Annotated in this window: 20 protein-coding genes; 10 read left to right on the top strand and 10 right to left on the bottom strand. The window is 39.7% G+C overall.

Annotated elements, in window-relative coordinates:
- Positions 1–342: 342 nt before the first annotated feature.
- Positions 343–1,119, bottom strand: a complete 777-nt coding sequence (phhA, locus tag VHE99_02710) for a phenylalanine 4-monooxygenase (protein HVV67936.1) — start codon at positions 1,117–1,119, stop codon at positions 343–345.
- Positions 1,120–1,436: 317 nt separating this feature from the next.
- Here phhA and VHE99_02705 point away from each other — a divergent pair, with 317 nt between their 5' ends.
- From VHE99_02705 to VHE99_02670, 8 genes are all read left to right on the top strand, one after another.
- Positions 1,437–2,159: a helix-turn-helix transcriptional regulator gene (locus VHE99_02705; GenBank protein ID HVV67935.1), complete on the top strand. Its 723-nt coding sequence runs from the start codon at positions 1,437–1,439 to the stop codon at positions 2,157–2,159.
- Positions 2,156–2,872: a LuxR C-terminal-related transcriptional regulator gene (locus VHE99_02700; protein ID HVV67934.1), complete on the top strand. Its 717-nt coding sequence runs from the start codon at positions 2,156–2,158 to the stop codon at positions 2,870–2,872. The genes VHE99_02705 and VHE99_02700 overlap by 4 nt, the downstream gene beginning before the upstream one ends.
- A gap of 3 nt (positions 2,873–2,875) precedes the next feature.
- On the top strand, positions 2,876–3,604 hold the full coding sequence (locus tag VHE99_02695; protein HVV67933.1) for a hypothetical protein: 729 nt from the start codon (positions 2,876–2,878) through the stop codon (positions 3,602–3,604).
- A gap of 124 nt (positions 3,605–3,728) precedes the next feature.
- Complete coding sequence (locus tag VHE99_02690) at positions 3,729–4,397, top strand: cyclic nucleotide-binding domain-containing protein (GenBank protein ID HVV67932.1); 669 nt, start codon at positions 3,729–3,731, stop codon at positions 4,395–4,397.
- Positions 4,398–4,464: 67 nt separating this feature from the next.
- On the top strand, positions 4,465–5,034 hold the full coding sequence (locus tag VHE99_02685; protein HVV67931.1) for a spore coat U domain-containing protein: 570 nt from the start codon (positions 4,465–4,467) through the stop codon (positions 5,032–5,034).
- An 11-nt stretch (positions 5,035–5,045) separates the two neighbouring features.
- Positions 5,046–5,768: a fimbria/pilus periplasmic chaperone gene (locus VHE99_02680; protein HVV67930.1), complete on the top strand. Its 723-nt coding sequence runs from the start codon at positions 5,046–5,048 to the stop codon at positions 5,766–5,768.
- Positions 5,769–5,866: 98 nt separating this feature from the next.
- On the top strand, positions 5,867–8,191 hold the full coding sequence (locus tag VHE99_02675; GenBank protein ID HVV67929.1) for a fimbria/pilus outer membrane usher protein: 2,325 nt from the start codon (positions 5,867–5,869) through the stop codon (positions 8,189–8,191).
- Positions 8,192–8,232: 41 nt separating this feature from the next.
- On the top strand, positions 8,233–8,637 hold the full coding sequence (locus tag VHE99_02670; protein HVV67928.1) for a spore coat U domain-containing protein: 405 nt from the start codon (positions 8,233–8,235) through the stop codon (positions 8,635–8,637).
- Here the strand turns inward: VHE99_02670 and VHE99_02665 are convergent.
- From VHE99_02665 to VHE99_02650, 4 genes are read right to left on the bottom strand one after another with little or no spacing between them, the layout of a single operon-like run.
- Positions 8,627–9,625 (bottom strand): zinc-dependent alcohol dehydrogenase family protein, encoded by a 999-nt coding sequence (locus tag VHE99_02665; GenBank protein ID HVV67927.1) that lies wholly within the window; start codon positions 9,623–9,625, stop codon positions 8,627–8,629. The two genes, VHE99_02670 and VHE99_02665, sit on opposite strands and share 11 nt — an antisense overlap.
- 47 nt (positions 9,626–9,672) lie before the next feature.
- Complete coding sequence (locus tag VHE99_02660; protein ID HVV67926.1) at positions 9,673–9,828, bottom strand: hypothetical protein; 156 nt, start codon at positions 9,826–9,828, stop codon at positions 9,673–9,675.
- A gap of 43 nt (positions 9,829–9,871) precedes the next feature.
- Positions 9,872–10,909, bottom strand: a complete 1,038-nt coding sequence (locus VHE99_02655) for a methyltransferase (GenBank protein HVV67925.1) — start codon at positions 10,907–10,909, stop codon at positions 9,872–9,874.
- Between the two features lie 59 nt (positions 10,910–10,968).
- Positions 10,969–11,922: a phosphotransferase gene (locus VHE99_02650; protein HVV67924.1), complete on the bottom strand. Its 954-nt coding sequence runs from the start codon at positions 11,920–11,922 to the stop codon at positions 10,969–10,971.
- A gap of 181 nt (positions 11,923–12,103) precedes the next feature.
- Between VHE99_02650 and VHE99_02645 the strand changes: the two genes are divergently transcribed.
- Entirely contained in the window at positions 12,104–13,219 is a 1,116-nt protein-coding gene (locus VHE99_02645) for an aminotransferase class I/II-fold pyridoxal phosphate-dependent enzyme (GenBank protein ID HVV67923.1), read from the top strand.
- A gap of 9 nt (positions 13,220–13,228) precedes the next feature.
- Here VHE99_02645 and VHE99_02640 read toward each other — a convergent pair whose 3' ends face one another.
- Positions 13,229–13,522 (bottom strand): hypothetical protein, encoded by a 294-nt coding sequence (locus VHE99_02640; GenBank protein HVV67922.1) that lies wholly within the window; start codon positions 13,520–13,522, stop codon positions 13,229–13,231.
- Positions 13,523–13,742: 220 nt separating this feature from the next.
- On the opposite strand from VHE99_02640, the gene VHE99_02635 reads away from it, so the two are divergent.
- A complete protein-coding gene (locus tag VHE99_02635; GenBank protein HVV67921.1) occupies positions 13,743–14,774 on the top strand; it encodes a biotin--[acetyl-CoA-carboxylase] ligase in 1,032 nt (343 codons plus the stop codon).
- Positions 14,775–14,787: 13 nt separating this feature from the next.
- Here the strand turns inward: VHE99_02635 and VHE99_02630 are convergent, their stop codons facing one another.
- The 4 genes from VHE99_02630 to VHE99_02615 are packed head-to-tail and all read right to left on the bottom strand — an operon-like array spanning position 14,788 to position 18,427.
- Positions 14,788–15,375: a hypothetical protein gene (locus VHE99_02630; protein ID HVV67920.1), complete on the bottom strand. Its 588-nt coding sequence runs from the start codon at positions 15,373–15,375 to the stop codon at positions 14,788–14,790.
- Positions 15,376–16,656, bottom strand: coding sequence for an adenosylmethionine--8-amino-7-oxononanoate transaminase (bioA, locus tag VHE99_02625; protein HVV67919.1), 1,281 nt, complete (start codon positions 16,654–16,656; stop codon positions 15,376–15,378).
- The gene (gene bioD / locus VHE99_02620; GenBank protein HVV67918.1) at positions 16,653–17,306 is read right to left on the bottom strand and encodes a dethiobiotin synthase; all 654 of its coding nucleotides are present in this window, start codon (positions 17,304–17,306) and stop codon (positions 16,653–16,655) included. The genes bioA and bioD overlap by 4 nt, the downstream gene beginning before the upstream one ends.
- Positions 17,303–18,427, bottom strand: a complete 1,125-nt coding sequence (locus tag VHE99_02615) for an aminotransferase class I/II-fold pyridoxal phosphate-dependent enzyme (protein ID HVV67917.1) — start codon at positions 18,425–18,427, stop codon at positions 17,303–17,305. Before VHE99_02615 ends, bioD begins: the two co-directional genes overlap by 4 nt.
- Between the last annotated feature and the right edge of the window lie 150 nt (positions 18,428–18,577).

Raw genomic sequence — 18,577 nt, 5'->3', positions numbered from 1 at the left:
CGCAGCTACTTTTAAAGATGTGCTCCTAGAGTGCGAAAATTTTGCCGTTGATAAAAATTTGTCATTCTCACCTGGGCGCACTAGTATCCGGTAAAAAATGTTAAATTCCTTCTTTCACAAGGGAGAAGAGGGTGTCGCCCAAAAAGTGGTTATTTCTTCGGACACTAGTGCGCCTGCGCGGGAATGACAGTCTTTTTTCGTACCCTTCAGAGCAGGTGCGAATTGCTTCTTATTAACGGTTAAGGATTGATAAAAAAGCGCTATAAAAGAGACCGTTGATTCATAACCACCTACTTATCAGCTTATTTATTAATAACTCTCCTGCGCAGTCGGAAGGATATGTTAGCAAATCACAAAATCGCGACCCGATTCAGTGTGCAGAATAGCCGCTTCCACCCATTGGAAAATCTGATCTGTTTTTAATTGAAATAATTGACCCAGATTTTCTAACACGTAATACCGCGTTTGAATTTCATCATAACGATAGGGTGATTGCAGTATTTGCTGTATATCAAAAGGCAGTCGTTCTGGCGCATCGCTTTCCAACGCATAAGTAGTTTCTACAAAAGAAGAAAGGATACCACCACCATAAATTCGTAGGCCTTTTGGCGTTTTTATTAATCCAAATTCAATGGTAAACCAGAATAATCGACCCAATAACGATTGGACTTCGCGGCTAGTCCTCAGTGCCATTTCACCATACCATTGCACAAAATCTGCATATGCTGGATGTGTCAACAACGGGCAGTGTCCGAATAATTCGTGAAAAATATCAGGTTCTTTCAAATAATCCAACTCTTCACGCAGACGAATAAAACTGGCTACTGGGAATTGCCGATTCGCCAGCAGCGAAAAAAATTCAGAGAGTGGAATCATAGCCGCTACGGGCACGGCCGACCAACCGGTAGTTGATTGCAAAACGGCTGAAACCTCAGGGCATTGTGGAATGCGCTCAGCAGAATAATTCAATTTCGCTAAACCATGAATAAACTCATCGCAAGCACGATCTTTTATCACTTCCTTTTGTCTATCGAATAGTAGTTGCCAGGTTTTATGTTCGTGTGGGCTAAAATGAATAATATTGTTTTGATCGGGAAGTTTTGCTATGTATTTAGACATGAGATCCATCTCATTTGAAATTTACTTGAATCGATTCCTAGAGAGAATCGTCTCCACTGCTATTGCTAAGTTAGCAAAAAGAGGTATATCTTGTAAAGCTTGGCATACCTTGCTTCAAATTTGACGTTCTCGGGCTTGCTTGAAGATGCGCCTTGCTGGCAAGGTAAATATCCTACCTATGTCTGCACCCTAGCGCTTCCAAGTGTTATGGTCTTTCTGGGAGCTCACTTCTGATATATACAAAGTTAAAGTAGATTAGTTATCAAAAAATATTTAATATTATTTGGAAAACAAAAAATTTAAAGGATAAATTTGTAATGACCATAGCTAATAATCACCCCATAGAATTAAATGATGATTTTGAATTTAAAAGTCGTATTCTATCTGCTGTGCCTGGTAATATTGTTTGGAAAGATGTCCACTCTAAAGTTATTTGTGCTAATCAGTTATTTATTGAAAACGTTGGATTTAATAACTTTAGTCAAGTAGTAGGTAATACTGCAGTTAACGTAAACTGTCGACTCGCTGAAATTGGTGAATCACTTATCGCCAATGATCAATTCACTATTAAGCATGCTGAATCAATTAAGTTTTTTCTTTCGGGCTATTTATTTGATAATAAGTGGGGGTTTTTCATATGTGAACAGCAATTTTTGAAAAATACACAAGATGAAGTGATTGGATTATCTGCGCATTTCTTTGATGTAACTGGCTCGGCTATTGTGGATCGCTTTGCCTGGCTATTTCTAAAAGAAAATAAAAAAGGTGTTCCCCAGATCCAACAAGGCCTATATCGTTGTCTAAATAAAACAACAAATTGGAATCTTTCCCCGCGCCAAGAAGAATGTTTATTCTGGTTATTGCGTGGCAAATCCGCTAAGGAAATTGCGCAACAATTAAAGGTTTCTAGCCGTACCGTAGAGCATTATATCGAGCTGATTAAAGACAAATCCGACACCAGAAGTAAGGCTGAATTGATTGATTTAGCTACAGGAAAAGGATTAACCAGCAATCTACCTAGACATTGGTATAATTTATGAATCAATTTGATCTCAATGATGACTTTGAACTGACTAGCAATATATTATCTGCAGTTCCTGGATATATAGTATGGAAAGATGTTGGCTCGAAAATAATTTGCGCTAACCAATTTGCAATTAATCGTTTAGGATTTCAAAATTTCCAACAGATATACGGTAAAACTCCAGTTAATTTAAACTGTCGCTTTGCAGAAATTGGCGAATCTTTAATGGCTAGTGATCAATTTACTATGCAGCACGATAAACAAATTAATATTGTAGTTTCTGCTTTTATGTTTGGTCCCCAATGGGGGTTTTACCTTGGTCAGCAACAACCACTAAAAAATAAGGACAATCAAATAATTGGCACATCAGTTCATTGTGTTGAGATGACAGGATCGAGCGTTGTAGATCAATTTAGCCAATTATTTATAGCAGAACAAAAAAGAGGGGTGCCGAAAATTAACCAAGGCATATTTCGAAGTCTTGAAAATTCAACAGGATGGAATTTGTCGCCACGTCAGGAAGAATGCCTATTTTGGTTATTGCGTGGTAAATCAGCCAAAGAAATCGCTGATTTACTGGGGATATCAAAACGTACGAGCGAACATTATATCGAATCAATTAAGGAGAAGTCAGGCGTAAGGAGTAAGTCAGAATTAATTGATATAGCACTTGGTAAGGGATTTGCCAGCAATCTACCAAAACATTGGTATAAATTTCCTATAGGATAAATTATGCTTAAAACGTTCATAAATCCTGTAATTGATTTAGAAAAAACCGATTTTGAAAAAGTCAGTCAAATTTTATCAAATATTCCTAATGGTATTGGTTGGAAGGATCAGCATGCGCGTTTTATCTGTGCGAATCAACAGGGGATCAATGCTTTAGGTTATTCTGAGCTAGATCAGATAATTGGTCTTACAGTTCGTAATGCCAAAGGTAAAATTGTTGAGACTGCCGATCAACTGATTGCTAATGATTTATATGCTATGCAGCAAAAAAAAGCCTGCAAGCAAATTGTGTCTTATTTTGATAAAGACAATAATTGGTGCCTAAATCTCTCATTACAGCAACCCTTATTTGATTTACATCATAATGTTATCGGGGTTTCCAATGTGGGTATTCGGTTGTTGAATACGCCATTAGCAGATAAATTTGCTTGGTTATTTCTGAATGAAAATGCGATACAGGAAGAGTATCATCAAGGTGTTTATAAAGCTAATAATGAATTCGAGCAATGGCAGTTGTCAGATCGCGAAGCCGAATATTTATTTTTCCTGCTACGCGGTAAAAATCTAGCGGATATCAGAGTTTTACTAAAGGTCTCAACAAAGCAGTTAAATAAATCACTTGATTTGATTTGCTATCGCTTTGGTGTAGCAAGCATTGAACAATTAATTGACCGTGCCAGGGATTTTAAGTTGCACGAATGCATCCCTGAACATTGGTGTCAGACTTTCTAAAAGCAGCCTCAAATATACTTCTGTAATAATGATGCCTATTTTCAAGCTAGGGTATTTTCTACCCTAATATCATGGATATCTCCTTTATATAATCCAGACCTCTTTTTATTTTATGAGTTTAAAAATGCTAAAGACGATAGACTCTTACCGAAAATGTAAGAATTGTGCAGTGGTTTCTCGCTGTTTTTTTAGCCATGTTCATATAGAACAATATTGCCATGAGTCAGAGATACTTGAATTGCAGCCTGGTGAGCCACTTTTACAAGCAGGAAAACTGGTTAAATATTTATACGTTGTGAAATCAGGAACATTAAAAAATCTACTCATTTCTGGTAATGGAGATGAAATTATCGCTGGATTTACGTTGACGGGCGAAATAGTGGATATACATGCACAAAGAGAATTTAAATCTATTGTTAGTACAGTCGCACTCGAGGCTTCACAATTATGTTTTTGGCCACTCAACGATTTTTTTGTCATTTTTCATCAGCAGCCGCAACTTGCTAAAGCTTTTGTTTATCTTCTGTTACAAAGAAAAACTGACGATATGATTATTTTTTTGAATAATCTTGTCCCCGCTATCGATCGGGTGGAGTATTTTTTGCGTAATATTTTTGAGAGAACCCATCTTTTTGCCCCGGATACTAAACATTCATTTCGCTTAAGCATGTCGCGTGAAGAAATCGGCAATTACTTGAATTTAAGCACTGAAACTGTCAGCCGAATGCTTAGAAAATTGCAAGATATCGGCAAACTCCGAGTGAAAAGTAAGAATATTTTTTTCAATTATTGATTTAAATCAATTACAACTTTGCAATCTAAGCTTAGAATTCTTCATAGTAAATTACATGGAGAGTTTGATGAAAAGATTTCTATCGTTCCTAGTGTTTGGTTTGATCTGCATTTATTTGTGCGTTTTGCCTGGTTATGCAGGCATAGCTACGTATAATTTGAGCGTTACCGCCACAGTCGTGGGTAATTGCACGATCAGTACCACGCCTGTTGCTTTTGGCAATTACGATCCGATTGTAGCAAATGCGACTAATCCCTTAGAAGCAACTGGTACTGTGGTGGTGACTTGTACCAAGAATACGCCTGTCACCAATCTTTGGGTTAGTTTAGGTCAGGGCTTGCATTTTTCTACCAATACCACTCATATGCAGGGTGCGACTTCGTCTGATCTTTTATCTTACACACTATATCAACCACCTAGTAATACAGCAGGTGCTGCTTGTGCTAGTCCTTTCTCAAGTCGTCCTATTTGGGGAAATGGCACGCCAGGTCCAGGCACTTACGGTAATGCTTTGGCTTTAACATCCCCGCTTAGCAAAACAGCAAGGACTTACAATGTTTGTGGCTCTATCCCTGGTGGTCAAGACATGTCTGTCGATAGTTATTCAGATACAGTAGTGGCAACAGTTAATTTCTAGGGATCTAGCAAGTGCAAAATCAAATAAAATATTTAATGCTGGTATTGATAGGTTTTTCCTTTTCCGCATGGGGGAGTTCGTTGCAGATTTCACCTTTGCGGATTGATTTAAATGCCAAACAGCGAATTGAAATTGTGACATTAACAAATCGTGACGATGAACCTCTCAATCTACAACTAGGAATCAAACGCTGGCGTCAAAGCAACGGGAACGATAGCTACTCAGATACCCATGAAATATTAGTTACACCACCCATCATCCGTATTGCACCAAATAAACAGCAAATTATCCGTGTGGGTTTGATAAGATCAGCTGATTTTTCCCAGGAATTATCCTATCGCTTGTATGTTACAGAAATTCCTGGTCGGCAAATCTCCCCACAAGCTGGAGGAGAGGTTCGTATTATTTCTAGAATTGGTATCCCGATTTTTGTGAATGCTAATGTTGATGCAACGGCTAAAATTAATTGGCGCTGGCAAGCCAAAAAACAAGGGCAGAATTTATATGTGAGCTTAAACAATTTGGGTAATCAGCACATCAAAATACTTGGTCTCTTAGTAAAAACCAGTGTTGACAGTGAAGCATTTATTAGTAACCAGGAAGTTCGTTATGTTCTGCCCAAGCAGATGATTGCTTGGATTTTGCCTTTGCCGAATATAGCAAAAAATTCCACGAGTTTTTTGATTGAAGCTAATACTAATAAAGGCTGGTTATCTACAACGGTCACTACATAAGTCACCTAAATTTATAAAAATAGCGTTTCTATTAATTGAAGCGGTGGATTTCTTTTGTCCAAAAATATTACCATAAAAAAACTTGCAGATATTAACGGATGAAACGCTTTCTTATACAGTCATTGTATTTAATACTATTGTTTGTAATCTCGCAAAATGTTTTCGCCAGTACAAGTCACTCAAGTTTTACTCCTTTATTTCTTGCCGTTGTAATCAATGGACAGCAACTAGAACAATCAAGCTTATTTTTACAGAATCAACATAAACAGTTTTGGGCTAATAAAACTGACTTAACAAAGTGGCACTTTAATCTTGCAGATAAAAAATTTATTCAATACGAAGGCAATATTTTTTATGCCTTAGATGATTTTATTGATTTACATTATGCGCTTGATGAGCAGACGGGGACGCTTAATATCACCACCACCCGCGCAAAAAATTTTAGCACCAATTTTATCAACGAGAGTAAATTTGTACCCATTCAGGTTAATCGACCTAGTCCGGGCGGTTTTCTGAATTATGATCTTTCTGGACAAACACTCACGAGTGGCGCTGCCAATAGTACTAGCGGCGGTATTTTTGAAGGCGCTGTATTTAACAAATATGGTGTGGGTACGTCAGAGATGCTAGTAGATCATTCTGGCAATTCTAGTCAAGTCGTCAGACTAGAAACCAATTGGACTAATGATCAACCGGAAAAAATGCGCAGTTGGCGCTTGGGTGATTCATTTACGGATAGTGGGATATGGGGACAGTCTGTAGGTTTTGGTGGGGTTCAATTAGCCAGCAATTTTGGTACGCAACCTAGCTTTGTGCCTTTTCCATTGCCTAGTAGCTCTGGCGCAGCAGTATTACCGACAACAATTGATTTATATGCCAATAATATTTTAGTCGGTAAAGAAGCGGTGCAAAATGGGCCATTTGATGTGGTTAATATACCGGTTGTTAATGGCTATGGTCAGCTCACTGTAGTTAGTACTGATTTACTGGGACGTCAACAGGCGGTCAGTTTACCTTATTATATGAGTACTGCATTATTAAAACCTGGCTTACATCAGTATTCATTTGAAGCGGGATTTATTCGCAATAATTTGGGTGTCTCGAGTAGTGATTATGGACATTTTGCTGCAGTAGGGACTGATGCTGTAGGCCTTAATGATAAATTCACGGGTCAATGGCATGCCGAAGCGATGACCAATCAACAAACCCTTGGGGTAGGTGCAAATTATATTTGGTCTTTATTGGGGGTTGTGACTGTGGCAACTGCAGTAAGCCGCAGCAATAGCACAGGATACGGTGGTTTGGCGGAAGTAGGTTTCCAGCATCAAGCCAACAATAATTGGAATTATGGTTTAAATGTACAGCTTACCAGTCATGATTTTCAGGAATTAGCTTATCAATCAGGAAATTTAGCGCCCAGCGTGCAAACTCAAGCATTTATTGGTATGCCGCTATCTAAAGGCAGAGCACTAGGATTTAGTTATACGCTACAAGAAAATCGTAACCAGGCAAGCGTTAGCGTCTTCAATGCCAGCTATAGTCAAACTGTCTTTAAATCTTGGTCTGTGAATGTCACAGCATTGACAAATATTAGCGGCGTTGAAAACAAAGCCGTCTACCTCACGCTCAGTAAAGCCTTGGATACTTATACCAGTTTAAACATTGGCAGCAGTGGTCAGCCTGGATCTAACTTCACTCAAGGTTATGCACAGTTAAATCGTGCGCTGCCTTATGGGCCTGGTTATGGCTACAATTTATTTGCTGGCACAGGTAATTTAAATCAATATCAAGCGGCTGTATCTGCGCAAAATGATGTGGGCACATATACACTCGGTGCGGCAAATTTAAATGGTCAGCAAGGATTTACTGCTGAGGCCAAAGGCGGCATTGTCTATATGGATCGCCCCTATTTAATTCGCGATGTGACTAATAGCTTTGCGGTGGTGCGGGTTGGCTATCCCAATGTACGGGTTTATCAATTTAATCAAGAGGTAGCGAGTACCGATGCCCGTGGCAATGCGCTCATTCCCAATTTAATTGCCTACCAGGATAATCCTATTCGTATTGAGCCGCGAGATTTGCCTTTTGACGCTGAAATTGACCAGACACAAGTAGATGTGGTGCCTTATCTACGTAGTGGCGTCATCATTCCATTTGCAGTTAAACAAGCCAATGCGGCTATGATGACGGTGACAGATAGTCAGCACCAATTTATTCCGGCAGGAGCCTCAGTGACCTTAAGTAGTAGCATGGATGAATTTATTGTCGGTGAACAAGGCCAACTGTATTTAACCGGTTTAGCAGCAAATAATAGAGTGACTATTCAATGGGAAGGTCGGCAATGTGATTTTGAGGTGAGCTATATGCCTACAGAGGAGCCATTACCGAATTTAGGAGCTTATGTTTGTCAGGAGATACCGTGAAGCAAATGAAAATTTTTATAATCAGCAGCAGTCTTTTATGCATGCACCTTGTTAGTTTTGCGGGTACGTGTACTTTTACCTCGGTGAGTCCAGTCAATTTTGGCAATTATGATCCATTTTCGCTCAGCAATAATGATAGCGCTGGAAGTCTTACCGTGCGATGTACAAATGGGTCCCCGCCAGTAGGCGGTTATATCCTCACATTAAGTGCGGGCAACAGTGGTAACTACAACGCTCGTTATTTATTAAATGGCACACAACATCTAAATTACAATCTTTATAAAGATGCTAGTAGAACACAAGTTTGGGGTAATACAGGCTCCACGGTTGTGACTATACCGGCAAATGGTACAACAACTAGTACGATCTATGGCAGAATTTCACCTGGTCAGGATGTTGGAGTAGGTAATTATAGCGATATTCTAGTAGCTACAATTAATTTTTAAATGGATCAAGTTTAATAACCGCTGCACCTGTAAATCGTCCATGACGGAGATCATCAAGTGCTTCATTTGCCTTTCGAAGAGAATAAACTTGGACTTTGGTATGGATGGGAATTTTAGGCGCTAATGCTAAAAACTCATCCCCATCTTGTCGAGTTAGGTTTGCAATCGAACAGATACTGCGTTCGCCCCACAAAAGATCGTAGGGAAATGCCGGAATATCCGTCATATGAATTCCTGCGCATACGACTATGCCGCCTTTGCGTAGCGCTTTTAAAGCAGCGGGCACTAATTCGCCAATGGGTGCAAAAATAATAGCCGCATCTAATAATTTAGGTGGTGTCGACTCCGAATCTCCAGCCCAAACTGCGCCTAATTCCTTAGCAAATTGTTGAGTGGTCATGTCGCCAGCTCGTGTAAAAGCATAAATTTCTTGATTTCGATAGCGTGCGATCTGAATGACAATATGGGCGGCAGCGCCAAATCCATATAATCCGATCCGCTTAGCATTTTCTGCTTTTTTGTAGGCGCGGTAACCAATGAGTCCAGCGCACAATAGTGGCGCGGCTTGAATATCAGGATAATTTTCTGGTATTGGAAAACAAAAGTGAGAATCCGCAGTACAATACTCTGCAAAACCACCATTTTTTTGATAGCCGGTAAAAATAGCGCTATCACAGAGATTTTCTTGATGAGTCAAACAAAAATCACAATGTCCACAACTTCCTCCTAGCCAAGGTATTCCAACTCGCTCACCAATCTTGAAATTTTTTACATCTGTACCCAATGATTCGATTTTTCCAAGCACTTGATGGCCTGGAATGATGGGTAATAATGGATTTTTTAGATCGCCATCGATCACATGTAAATCGGTACGGCAGATGCCACAGGCCAGAACTTTCACCAGTATTTCATGGGGCTCTGGTTTGGGAATAGGTAATTCTACATATTCAAGAGGTTTACCTATCTGTTTTAATTGCATTGCGTGCATAAATTTCTCTTTAAAAAAATAATCTAGAGTCTGTCGTCAATTAGAAGTTACGTCGTTTCGGCAGGAAGTGGGGATCCAAATTGCAGAAAGGGGAACTTTGGCCTCACTGTCAACTGGATTTCGGCATCTATGACCAGACGACAGACTGACTTGCTGGGTTTTTTATCAACATCAGAAGTTATTCTACGGGTGGGTTTTAACATGAATAAGATCCTTTAGGAGTACTTGTAAACGCTTATCCTCCTTTTAAGGGGAGTTAGATTTCTTTCCTACAATAAGAGAAAAATAGCCAAATGTTGGTTCGACAATAATATCAGTGAATCCAATCTTTTGTAAAAGATGAGTTATTTCTTGGGACGAAAATTGCTGAGATCGATGGTTGATAAACATTAACGTATTGAAGCAAGCAGTTGTTAAAGGAGAAATCCTTTGATCTTCTAGCAGCATTTCATAAATGAAAATTTTTCCACCAGTAGGAAGTGAACGATAAGCAAAGCCAAGAATTTGTTCGCAGATTGGTATTGGCCAGTCATGCAGAATTTGGCTTAGCAATATCCCATCATGCTCTTTTGGCCAATCTGATTCATTGAAAAAATTTCCTTTATGTATCAGCACATTCTTTTCTGCTTTAAATTTCTGTATATATTTTTGTGAAATTTGTGCTACTTCAGGCAGTTCGAAAACAGTAGCCTTGCTGTCAGGATATTCATGGGTGAAGGTAATGCTAAAGCAGCCGGAGCCGCCGCCAACATCTAAAAGTTGCTTGGTATTTTCAAATAAATCAGTTTTAATGGCTGTTACTGCGGGGGCAAAAATAGTTGCATGCATTTCTTCTGTAAACTGAGCAGCTGCTTCAGGGGAAATGCAGCCTTGTTCCCACATATTGCTATAACTCTTGCCATTATGTGTTAGCAAACTATCTTTATTAAGCATGGCATTTAATAGTCTTTTATGGTCATTGCGAGAGCGTAATTTATTGAGTAGAGCGCCCCAATAGTAGGGGCTATCGGAAAGAAGATAGATTTTGCTGGTGTGGCTAAGTTGAACTTTGTCATCTTGCGGTATGAGAAATCCAAGGGCCATCAAAAGTTCGCCTAAAGTTTTTATTGCTTTTGACTCAAGTTGTAATATTTCAGAAATTTCTTGGAAGGTTAGATTGCGATCTTTTAGCTGCTCAAATAATTTGATTTCATCTGCGACAGTAACCGCAGCTAAATGCAGAGTAGACATCCAGATATCCCATAATAAATTATCACCTGTAGGGGATTCTTCTATTTTTATCATAATTTCTCCATGAAGGTGCTGATTCTTTAATATAAAATTTTTAGTGGAAAAGATGCATTTTACTTAGTTAGCCAAATTTTGAGGTTTTTTGCAAGTTTGCCTTGCCCCAGGAGCTGTAATGATGAGTTAGAATCAATGCTGGTCAGGAGCCGATAAACAGTGAGTGCGCGATGAATCGACCAGCATTGTTGAATCAAGAACATGATTTTGGATAATTGTTCTTGTGATACCAAGTCAAGCCAGGGTTGCAAAATTTCTTGCTCCAAGGATTGATAAGCCTCGTCTTTTAACGGGTAATTCTCTTTAATATGATGCAGCAAATTCTGCAGCGAAAAAAATGGATGGGTCACTTCGACTTCACCTAGGTCAACCAACGTAATTTGTTTAGTTTGTGGATGAATCAGCATATTTTTATCATTGAAGTCTGAGTGGCTAAAAGTAGGGGGAATGGGGTAAGCAGATAATTGTTCGCACAATGCAATGAGCTTTGTATTTAACTGTGATAATTGCGATATTTCAACCTTGGTTAAACCATCGGCGGTCAACAATTCCTCTTGGTGGATCAATTCTTGGTAGTAATTTGGGATTTGGGTTAATCGCCAATCGGTTACCCCTATGCTCAGAAAAAAAGGCAAATGGTCATGGCTGGCTCTTTGTATAGCAATATAAGTATGAACTGCTTTGACCAATATATCAGGGTTAAAAACGCCTGATTTAAAAAACTCACGTAATTGTATGCCGGCATCCTGCATTAAGAAACAATGCTGTTCTGAATTGATAGCAATTAGCGCCGGTACGGATGCTTTAAAAATTTCCCGCAGAGCATTGATGATTCTAACCTCAAAATATAAGCTGGGTGGGACTTGCTTTAGATAGCATTGTCCTTGGTCTGTATCAAAACAATAAACACATGACCAGGGGGTTTTTAGAATGGTTTTAGGCGTAGTGTTGCAAATAGAATAGCCTAAATCTTGTAGTGTATTTAATGCCCATTTAATACCTGTTGGTTTCATGGTTCCAGCTCTTTATTTCAAAATTCAGTCAAATAAGTAATTAAACCAGAATAATGCAAAACTCTCAATCTAGCCGTTGACATTTATGTCTAAATTATATTAAATTGTACAAATATAATTTAATTAAGATGACATTCTCACCCCTCTTTCAGAAGGGTGAGCAGATAAATTGGAGTTAATCATGAAATTTCCAGCATTTAAAATCGAAGATTATTTCACGCAATATGAATTCTCTGCCAAATATATGATGGGTTCTTCCGATGCCGAGAGTTTTACTGTTTCAGAGTTGTTGTCTATGGCGGGTTCGGATAGTTTGTCGCTGTGGAATCATTTAAAATTGGGTTATACCGAATCTTATGGTTTACCCATATTGCGTGAAGAAATTGCCAAGCTCTATCAAACCATCAATAGTGAAAATATTGTGGTTTCTGCTGGCGCAGAAGAAGGCATGTTCATTGCCCTGCATTTACTCATTGAGCCAGGAGATGAAGTATTAGTCGTAACACCTGCCTATCAAAGCTTAAAGGAAATTCCCCGCCTGTTAGGTGCCAAACTCACGGAATGTTCTTTAGAATGGCATGCGAATAAATGGGTTTTTAATCTAGAAAAATTTGCAGATCTGTTGACAGCAAAGACACGGCTAGTGATTATGAATTTTCCCCATAATCCGACTGGATATCTTCCCACCCATCAAGAGTTTGCATCTATTTTACAAATCGTTAAAGATCATGGCTGCTACTTCTTTTGTGATGAGGTCTATCGTTTATCGGAGCAGAGAAAAGAGGATTGTTTGCCAGCTGCGGTTGATTGTTATGATAAAGCCATTAGTTTAGGGGTTATGTCAAAATCTTTTGGGTTAGCAGGTTTGCGCATCGGTTGGGTTGCTTCTCAGGATAAATCTTGGCTAAGGAGTTTTGTTTCCAATAAAAATTATACTTCGATTTGTAACAGTGCGCCAAGTGAGGTATTGGCTTTAATTGCTCTGCAAAATAAAGAAAAACTACTCAATAGAAATTTGGCTATTGCTAAAGAAAACCTGGATTTATTAGATCAATTTTTTATGAGGTATCCTAGTTTAGTTGATTGGTATCGGCCATCTGCTGGTTATGTTTGCTTTCCTAGACTGAAATTACAAACACCAATTGAGCATTTCGCTAAACAATTAGTGGATGAAAAAGATGTATTAATTTTACCGGGTACACTTTTTGATAACAATGCTAATCATTTTAGAATAGGGTATGGTCGGAAGAATTTATCTGAAGCTTTGGCGCTTTTTGAAGAATTTATCCAGACATAGGCAGATGCGCTAGGAATCCGGCTCGGTTTTGCGCAGAGTGGGGGGGTGTCTTTTCTTCCTTTCAGTGGGCTTTATAATGTCTTGACCAAACATGAGCCAATGTAAAGTGATGTGCAATAGCCGGCAATATTGCATCGCTTGTGAAGCCTTCAATGCGGTTCTGCCCGTTTCATGATTTAGATATTCAGCGATGGGTAGACCCGTGCTCTTACAAAAATCTTCCACTGAAGCAAACCCCGAATTTTGTCTAGCTTGTTTCAGTCGTTCAGCAATTTCTTCTCTAAGCTGTATCTGTCCTAACATAGGTTTACTCCCTTGTTTAATCACGGGATTTTGTATCATTCTACAATTAGTATAGTCTATGGACAGCTTTATTGCTGTTTACGTGTTAGTTCGTTTTGTATTCTCGTCAAAATCATAGTGTATTCGCGAATTGAGGCGAAAACTGTTAATATGCCAGCCGATTGCGAAAATCTTTTGCTCTTCAAGAGCGATTCCTTAAAAATTAACAAAATAATACGCTATGGCAAATTTATCTGGCGCTAGTCAGGAGTTGGTTGGCGCAAAAAATATCAAAATTAAAAAACTTTTAAAAATCCTAAGTGATGGCAATTCGCATTCTGGAGCACATCTGGGCGAAAGCTTAGGCATCACCCGCAGTGCAGTATGGAAGCTGGTTAAGCAAATTAAACAGGAAATGGGGCTCTGTATTGAGGCTAAAACTAATCAAGGTTATCGCCTGCAAGAAAGCTTTGAACTGTTGGATTTGCGTAAAATAAAAGCGCACTTGTCTCTCCAATATCATGAATATATCAAGAAAAGCATCATTTTTGATGAAATAACCTCAACCAATAACTTTCTATTGGAGCAGTTACAAAATAAAAATGATGCGATCTCCGTGTGTTTGGCTGAAATGCAGACTGCCGGCAGGGGGAAATTCAATCGCCGCTGGTTATCGCCCTTTGGTAATAATATTTATCTATCTTTGCTCTGGCATTTTTTTAATGATCTACCGCAATTATCCGGCCTAAGCTTGGTGATATCAGTTGTTATTATCCGTGCTTTAAAAAGATGTGGGATCAGTCATGGGATTTTGGTGAAATGGCCAAATGATATTATGTGGTGCGGACGCAAATTGGGGGGCGTTTTAATCGATTTACATGGAGAATTTAACTTTAATTGCGACGCAGTGATTGGTATTGGTTTGAACTTATATCTGCCTGGAAGTTTAAAAAAGACATTGGATTTTCCAGCAACTGATTTAACTGAAATTACACAAAGTTTTCCAGAGCGGAATAAATTGATTGCTTATTTACTTGAAGAATTGTTGATAGCTTTGGCGGTGTTTCAGAAGCAAGGTTTTCAGCCATTTATGGAAGAATTTGCTGTAGTCAATTGCCTGCTGAATAAACCTGCGCGTATGATTTTAGGCGATGAAGTTTATTCTGGCATTGGGCGAGGGGTTGATGAGGAGGGATTTTTTTTGTTGGAAACTGCGGGTGGAGTTGTTAAAAGATTTTCTTGTGGGGAGGCTTCTTTAAGGATGCAGAAGTAGACACATCAGACTGTCATCCTTCGCTGACTTTCAGGATGACAGCTACCGAACCCATAAAGGCAGAAAACTCTGCAGCTTCCATCTCCTGCAGTTGGGCAAGCTTAGCGTTAGAGTCTGGAATCAGCCGAATCCACGCTAGCATTTCCTGTAGATGTCGGTTTTCCTCATGCAGTATGCCGCGAAAAATGCTCGGCTTTCCTAATTCTTGCAGAGATTGCTCAAATATTGTGTAGAATTCCACAGCGCGCAGTTCAAGCAATAAAGTCGTAAACACATAACAGCGCCAAGGATCAGTTTCCTGTAACAGGGTGATGGCGGCGTGATCTACGGTTTGAAAATAATGCCACGCTTCATCACCACATAATAAATTCCAAGTTGCATAATCATCACATTGCGGTGAAATTTTCACAGCTGCACGTTTTAATATTAAAGCATGGCGCAATTCTTCATTCATATGTCCTAGCAATTTTTCATTTAATTGCTGCTGTTGTAGGCTTTTAATAATTTTTCTTGCGCCAATATATTCAAGTAAGCTTAAAGTGTTTAAAAAACGCGCCAATTGCTGGGGTTCACCAATCATTTTTTTTAACAATTGCTGCATTTAAAATTGCTCCTTATTTAAAATTAATTCTATAACCTGATATACCTGCTCCAATTCATCCGCGGTAATACAATAGGGTGGTACTGCGTAGAGCGCTGATCCTAGCGGACGTAGTAAAACATTTTTTTCCATAGCGAATGCACGAATCGCTTGCCCAGAGCCTGACATATAGCCTGGCAAGTTTTTTTTATTAATAGCGCCCACTGTGCCTAGACTGCGTGCAAGACTGGCATTTTCATGTTGCGATAAATGTTGTATACAGCGTTGCGTGATTTTACTAATCTGTAAAATGTTTTCTTGCGTAGCTGGTTGTTGCAATAACTGCCATGAAGCAATGGCGGCGGCGCAGGCAATGGGATTGGCCGTAAAAGTATGTCCATGTAAAAAAGCTTGGTTAATATCTTTAGAATAATAAGCATTAAAAATTGCTTCTGTTGTGAGTGTTGCTGCCAAGGGTAAAAAGCCACCGGTTAAACCTTTAGCAAGGCATAACAAATCGGGTTTGATGTCGGCATGCTCAAAGGCAAAACATTTCCCGGTACGGTAAAAACCGGTAAAAACTTCATCGACAATTAGTAACACTCCGGCTTTATGGCACAAAGCTGCGACAGCTGCCAGAAACTCGGCACTGTGAAATTTCATGCCGCCTGCGCCTTGTATCATTGGCTCGATAATTAAAGCGCAATATTGTTCTGGTTGTTGCGTTAATAGATTCTCTAATTGATCTAATTGTTGTGGATCAATAAAGGTTACTTCAGGTAATAGGGATGAAAAATGTTGATGATAGCTATCGCGTGCACTGAGCGCCATAGAGCCTAAGGTGTCGCCATGATACGCATGGGTGATGGCTATAAAGCGGTTGCGGGTTTTAACTTGTTGGTTTTTGTAATATTGATAGGCCATTTTCATTGCGACTTCAACAGCAGTTGCGCCATTATCTGAATAAAAGCAACGTGTCAAATTTGCGCCGCTGGCTTGTGTGGCGGTGAGTAAAATTTCAGCTAATCTGACAGCAGGTTCATGTGTAAATCCTGCCAGCAGTGTATGTTCTAATTGCAGGGCTTGTGCATAGATCGCGCTGGCAATATCGGGTTGTGCATGGCCATGTAGGTTCGTCCACCACGAAGAGATCGCATCGAGGATTTTTTTGCCGTCGGCGAGTTGCAGCCAGGCACCTTTAGCGCTAACCACTGGCAAAAATTCACTTTCAAGTCCATGCTGGGTGAAGGGATGCCAGAGTGATTTTTGGTCGCGTGCCATTAATGAAGTTGGATGTTTCATATGAGAATTTTTTGTAATAATTGAAAGGGAAAAATTTGCTTGGCAGTTTGTTGAAAATTTTGTTTTTGAGCGGTTGTTAAATCTGGTATTGCAGCTAGAATCGGTACTGAAATAAATGGTTGTAATGCGGTTGCTAACTCAGGATCTTTTGACCCAGATAAAATTAAGCCTTTGACAGGAACTTTGGCGTTAGCAGCTGCTTCCAGCGTGAGTAGGGTGTGATTCATTGTGCCTAATTGTGTGCTAGCGACAATTATTAGGGGCAATTTAAGTGCGAAGGCTAAATCACGTATCGTATGATTTTGGGTTAAGGGAACTAATAGCCCGCCTGCACCTTCAACCAGATAATATCCTGATGTTAACTGCTGCCAGTGTGCCAAGATGTGATCTAATTGTATTGGTTTTTGTTCTGCCAATGCTGCGCGATAGGGGGCTTGTGGTGATGCATAAGAAAATACCGGTTTAATAATCGGCTCTTGTAACCCGGTTAAACAACTGACGGTAGCACAGTCGCTATCCTGTCCAGTTTGTACCGGTTTGAAATAATAAGCCGGCAAATTTTGTGAGTGCGCTGCAGAGAGTAGCAATGCAGCGACTAGGGTTTTACCGATGTCGGTACTGGTGCCGGTGATAAATAGACCATTTTTCATAAATGATTTTTTGCCGTGAGTAGATCAGTTGCCAATTGCTGTAATTGTATTTCACTGTTCAGCCATTTAACGGTAATGCGTAGCCTAGCCGTGTCTTTCGGCACTGTGGGAGGACGGATAGCACGGATGTCAAAGCCACGTTGCGATAAAAATTCACTGATGCGGGTTGCGCGTTGATTATCATCAATGCGTACAGAAATGATGGGTGTATCCTGGGCATTTTTTTCAACAGCCGTAGATAATAATGTACGCAAATACTGTGCACGCTTGCGAATGGCAATAGCGCGGCTTGCGCCAATTTCATCATACAATTTAATGGCTTCTTGTAGGAGTATTGCCAATGCCGGTAAAGGTGCGGTTGTGAATATAAAACTGCGGGCAAAATGCACCAGATAATCTCGCATAAAATGATTACCCGCCACCCAGGCGCCGGCAGCGCCTAGGGCTTTTCCTGCCGTATGGGTGCTGGCAAATACTTGTTCTGTCAAGCCCATTGTAGCCACCAGGCTTTTGCCCCAAATGCCAGTGGAATGCGCTTCATCGACAATGAATAAAGCTTGGTAACGATCGGCCAGCACGGCTAATTGTAGTAAATCGGCTTTTGTGCCTTCCATACTAAATATGCTTTCAGTCACAATTACTTTTAAACATTTTTGTGATTGATGGATTTTCAGTTGTTCTTCTAGATAAGTGTAATCTCGATGTGGAAATATAATTTTTCGCGCTTTGGATAATTGAATACCATCAATAATGGATGCGTGGTTCAATGCATCTGAAAATACTAAATCTTCTTGACGTAACAAGGCACTGAGCAAGCCTAAATTTGCCATGTAACCGGACGGAAATAACAAGGCAGTTTCACGATGGCTAAAATCGGCAAGTATTTGTTCGGTTTCTTCATGCAGTGCTAAATTTCCGCGTAATAAACGTGATCCTGTTGCGCCAACGCTTGTTTGTTGCAAACGCGCAAGCAATCGTTCGCTTAGTAATTTTTCCTGGGCGAAGCCTAGATAATCATTCGAGCTAAAATCTATACCGCAAGGCAGACGCAAACTGCGCGCCAGACCTTGGGATTTATAGTGTGATAATCTTTGTTGTAATTTGCTAGTGTGAGTTGACATGTGGCAAACGATAAATGTTCATCAAATGATTGTCAACCTAAATATATTTATTTGGTTGACAATTGCGAGATTAGTTTCGATAATAAATTTTTAATTAGTCACTGGCGCGAAATTCAAAAAATGCACGTCGTCCCGGCATGGATGCCGGGA

The sequence above is a fragment of the Gammaproteobacteria bacterium genome, from assembly GCA_035546635.1.
Lineage (GTDB): Bacteria > Pseudomonadota > Gammaproteobacteria > JAURND01 > JAURND01 > DASZWJ01.
This window is presented reverse-complemented; position numbering and strand designations above follow the sequence as displayed.

Excerpts from the sequence above, each read along its gene's own strand:
- phhA (HVV67936.1), bottom strand. The coding sequence starts at position 1,119 with ATGTCTAAATACATAGCAAAACTTCCCGATCAAAACAATATTATTCAT.
- VHE99_02705 (HVV67935.1), top strand. The coding sequence starts at position 1,437 with ATGACCATAGCTAATAATCACCCCATAGAATTAAATGATGATTTTGAA.
- VHE99_02700 (HVV67934.1), top strand. The coding sequence starts at position 2,156 with ATGAATCAATTTGATCTCAATGATGACTTTGAACTGACTAGCAATATA.
- VHE99_02695 (HVV67933.1), top strand. The coding sequence starts at position 2,876 with ATGCTTAAAACGTTCATAAATCCTGTAATTGATTTAGAAAAAACCGAT.
- VHE99_02690 (HVV67932.1), top strand. The coding sequence starts at position 3,729 with ATGCTAAAGACGATAGACTCTTACCGAAAATGTAAGAATTGTGCAGTG.
- VHE99_02685 (HVV67931.1), top strand. The coding sequence starts at position 4,465 with ATGAAAAGATTTCTATCGTTCCTAGTGTTTGGTTTGATCTGCATTTAT.
- VHE99_02675 (HVV67929.1), top strand. The coding sequence starts at position 5,867 with ATGAAACGCTTTCTTATACAGTCATTGTATTTAATACTATTGTTTGTA.
- VHE99_02670 (HVV67928.1), top strand. The coding sequence starts at position 8,233 with ATGCACCTTGTTAGTTTTGCGGGTACGTGTACTTTTACCTCGGTGAGT.
- VHE99_02665 (HVV67927.1), bottom strand. The coding sequence starts at position 9,625 with ATGCACGCAATGCAATTAAAACAGATAGGTAAACCTCTTGAATATGTA.
- VHE99_02660 (HVV67926.1), bottom strand. The coding sequence starts at position 9,828 with ATGTTAAAACCCACCCGTAGAATAACTTCTGATGTTGATAAAAAACCC.
- VHE99_02655 (HVV67925.1), bottom strand. The coding sequence starts at position 10,909 with ATGATAAAAATAGAAGAATCCCCTACAGGTGATAATTTATTATGGGAT.
- VHE99_02650 (HVV67924.1), bottom strand. The coding sequence starts at position 11,922 with ATGAAACCAACAGGTATTAAATGGGCATTAAATACACTACAAGATTTA.
- VHE99_02645 (HVV67923.1), top strand. The coding sequence starts at position 12,104 with ATGAAATTTCCAGCATTTAAAATCGAAGATTATTTCACGCAATATGAA.
- VHE99_02640 (HVV67922.1), bottom strand. The coding sequence starts at position 13,522 with ATGTTAGGACAGATACAGCTTAGAGAAGAAATTGCTGAACGACTGAAA.
- VHE99_02635 (HVV67921.1), top strand. The coding sequence starts at position 13,743 with ATGGCAAATTTATCTGGCGCTAGTCAGGAGTTGGTTGGCGCAAAAAAT.
- VHE99_02630 (HVV67920.1), bottom strand. The coding sequence starts at position 15,375 with ATGCAGCAATTGTTAAAAAAAATGATTGGTGAACCCCAGCAATTGGCG.
- bioA (HVV67919.1), bottom strand. The coding sequence starts at position 16,656 with ATGAAACATCCAACTTCATTAATGGCACGCGACCAAAAATCACTCTGG.
- bioD (HVV67918.1), bottom strand. The coding sequence starts at position 17,306 with ATGAAAAATGGTCTATTTATCACCGGCACCAGTACCGACATCGGTAAA.
- VHE99_02615 (HVV67917.1), bottom strand. The coding sequence starts at position 18,427 with ATGTCAACTCACACTAGCAAATTACAACAAAGATTATCACACTATAAA.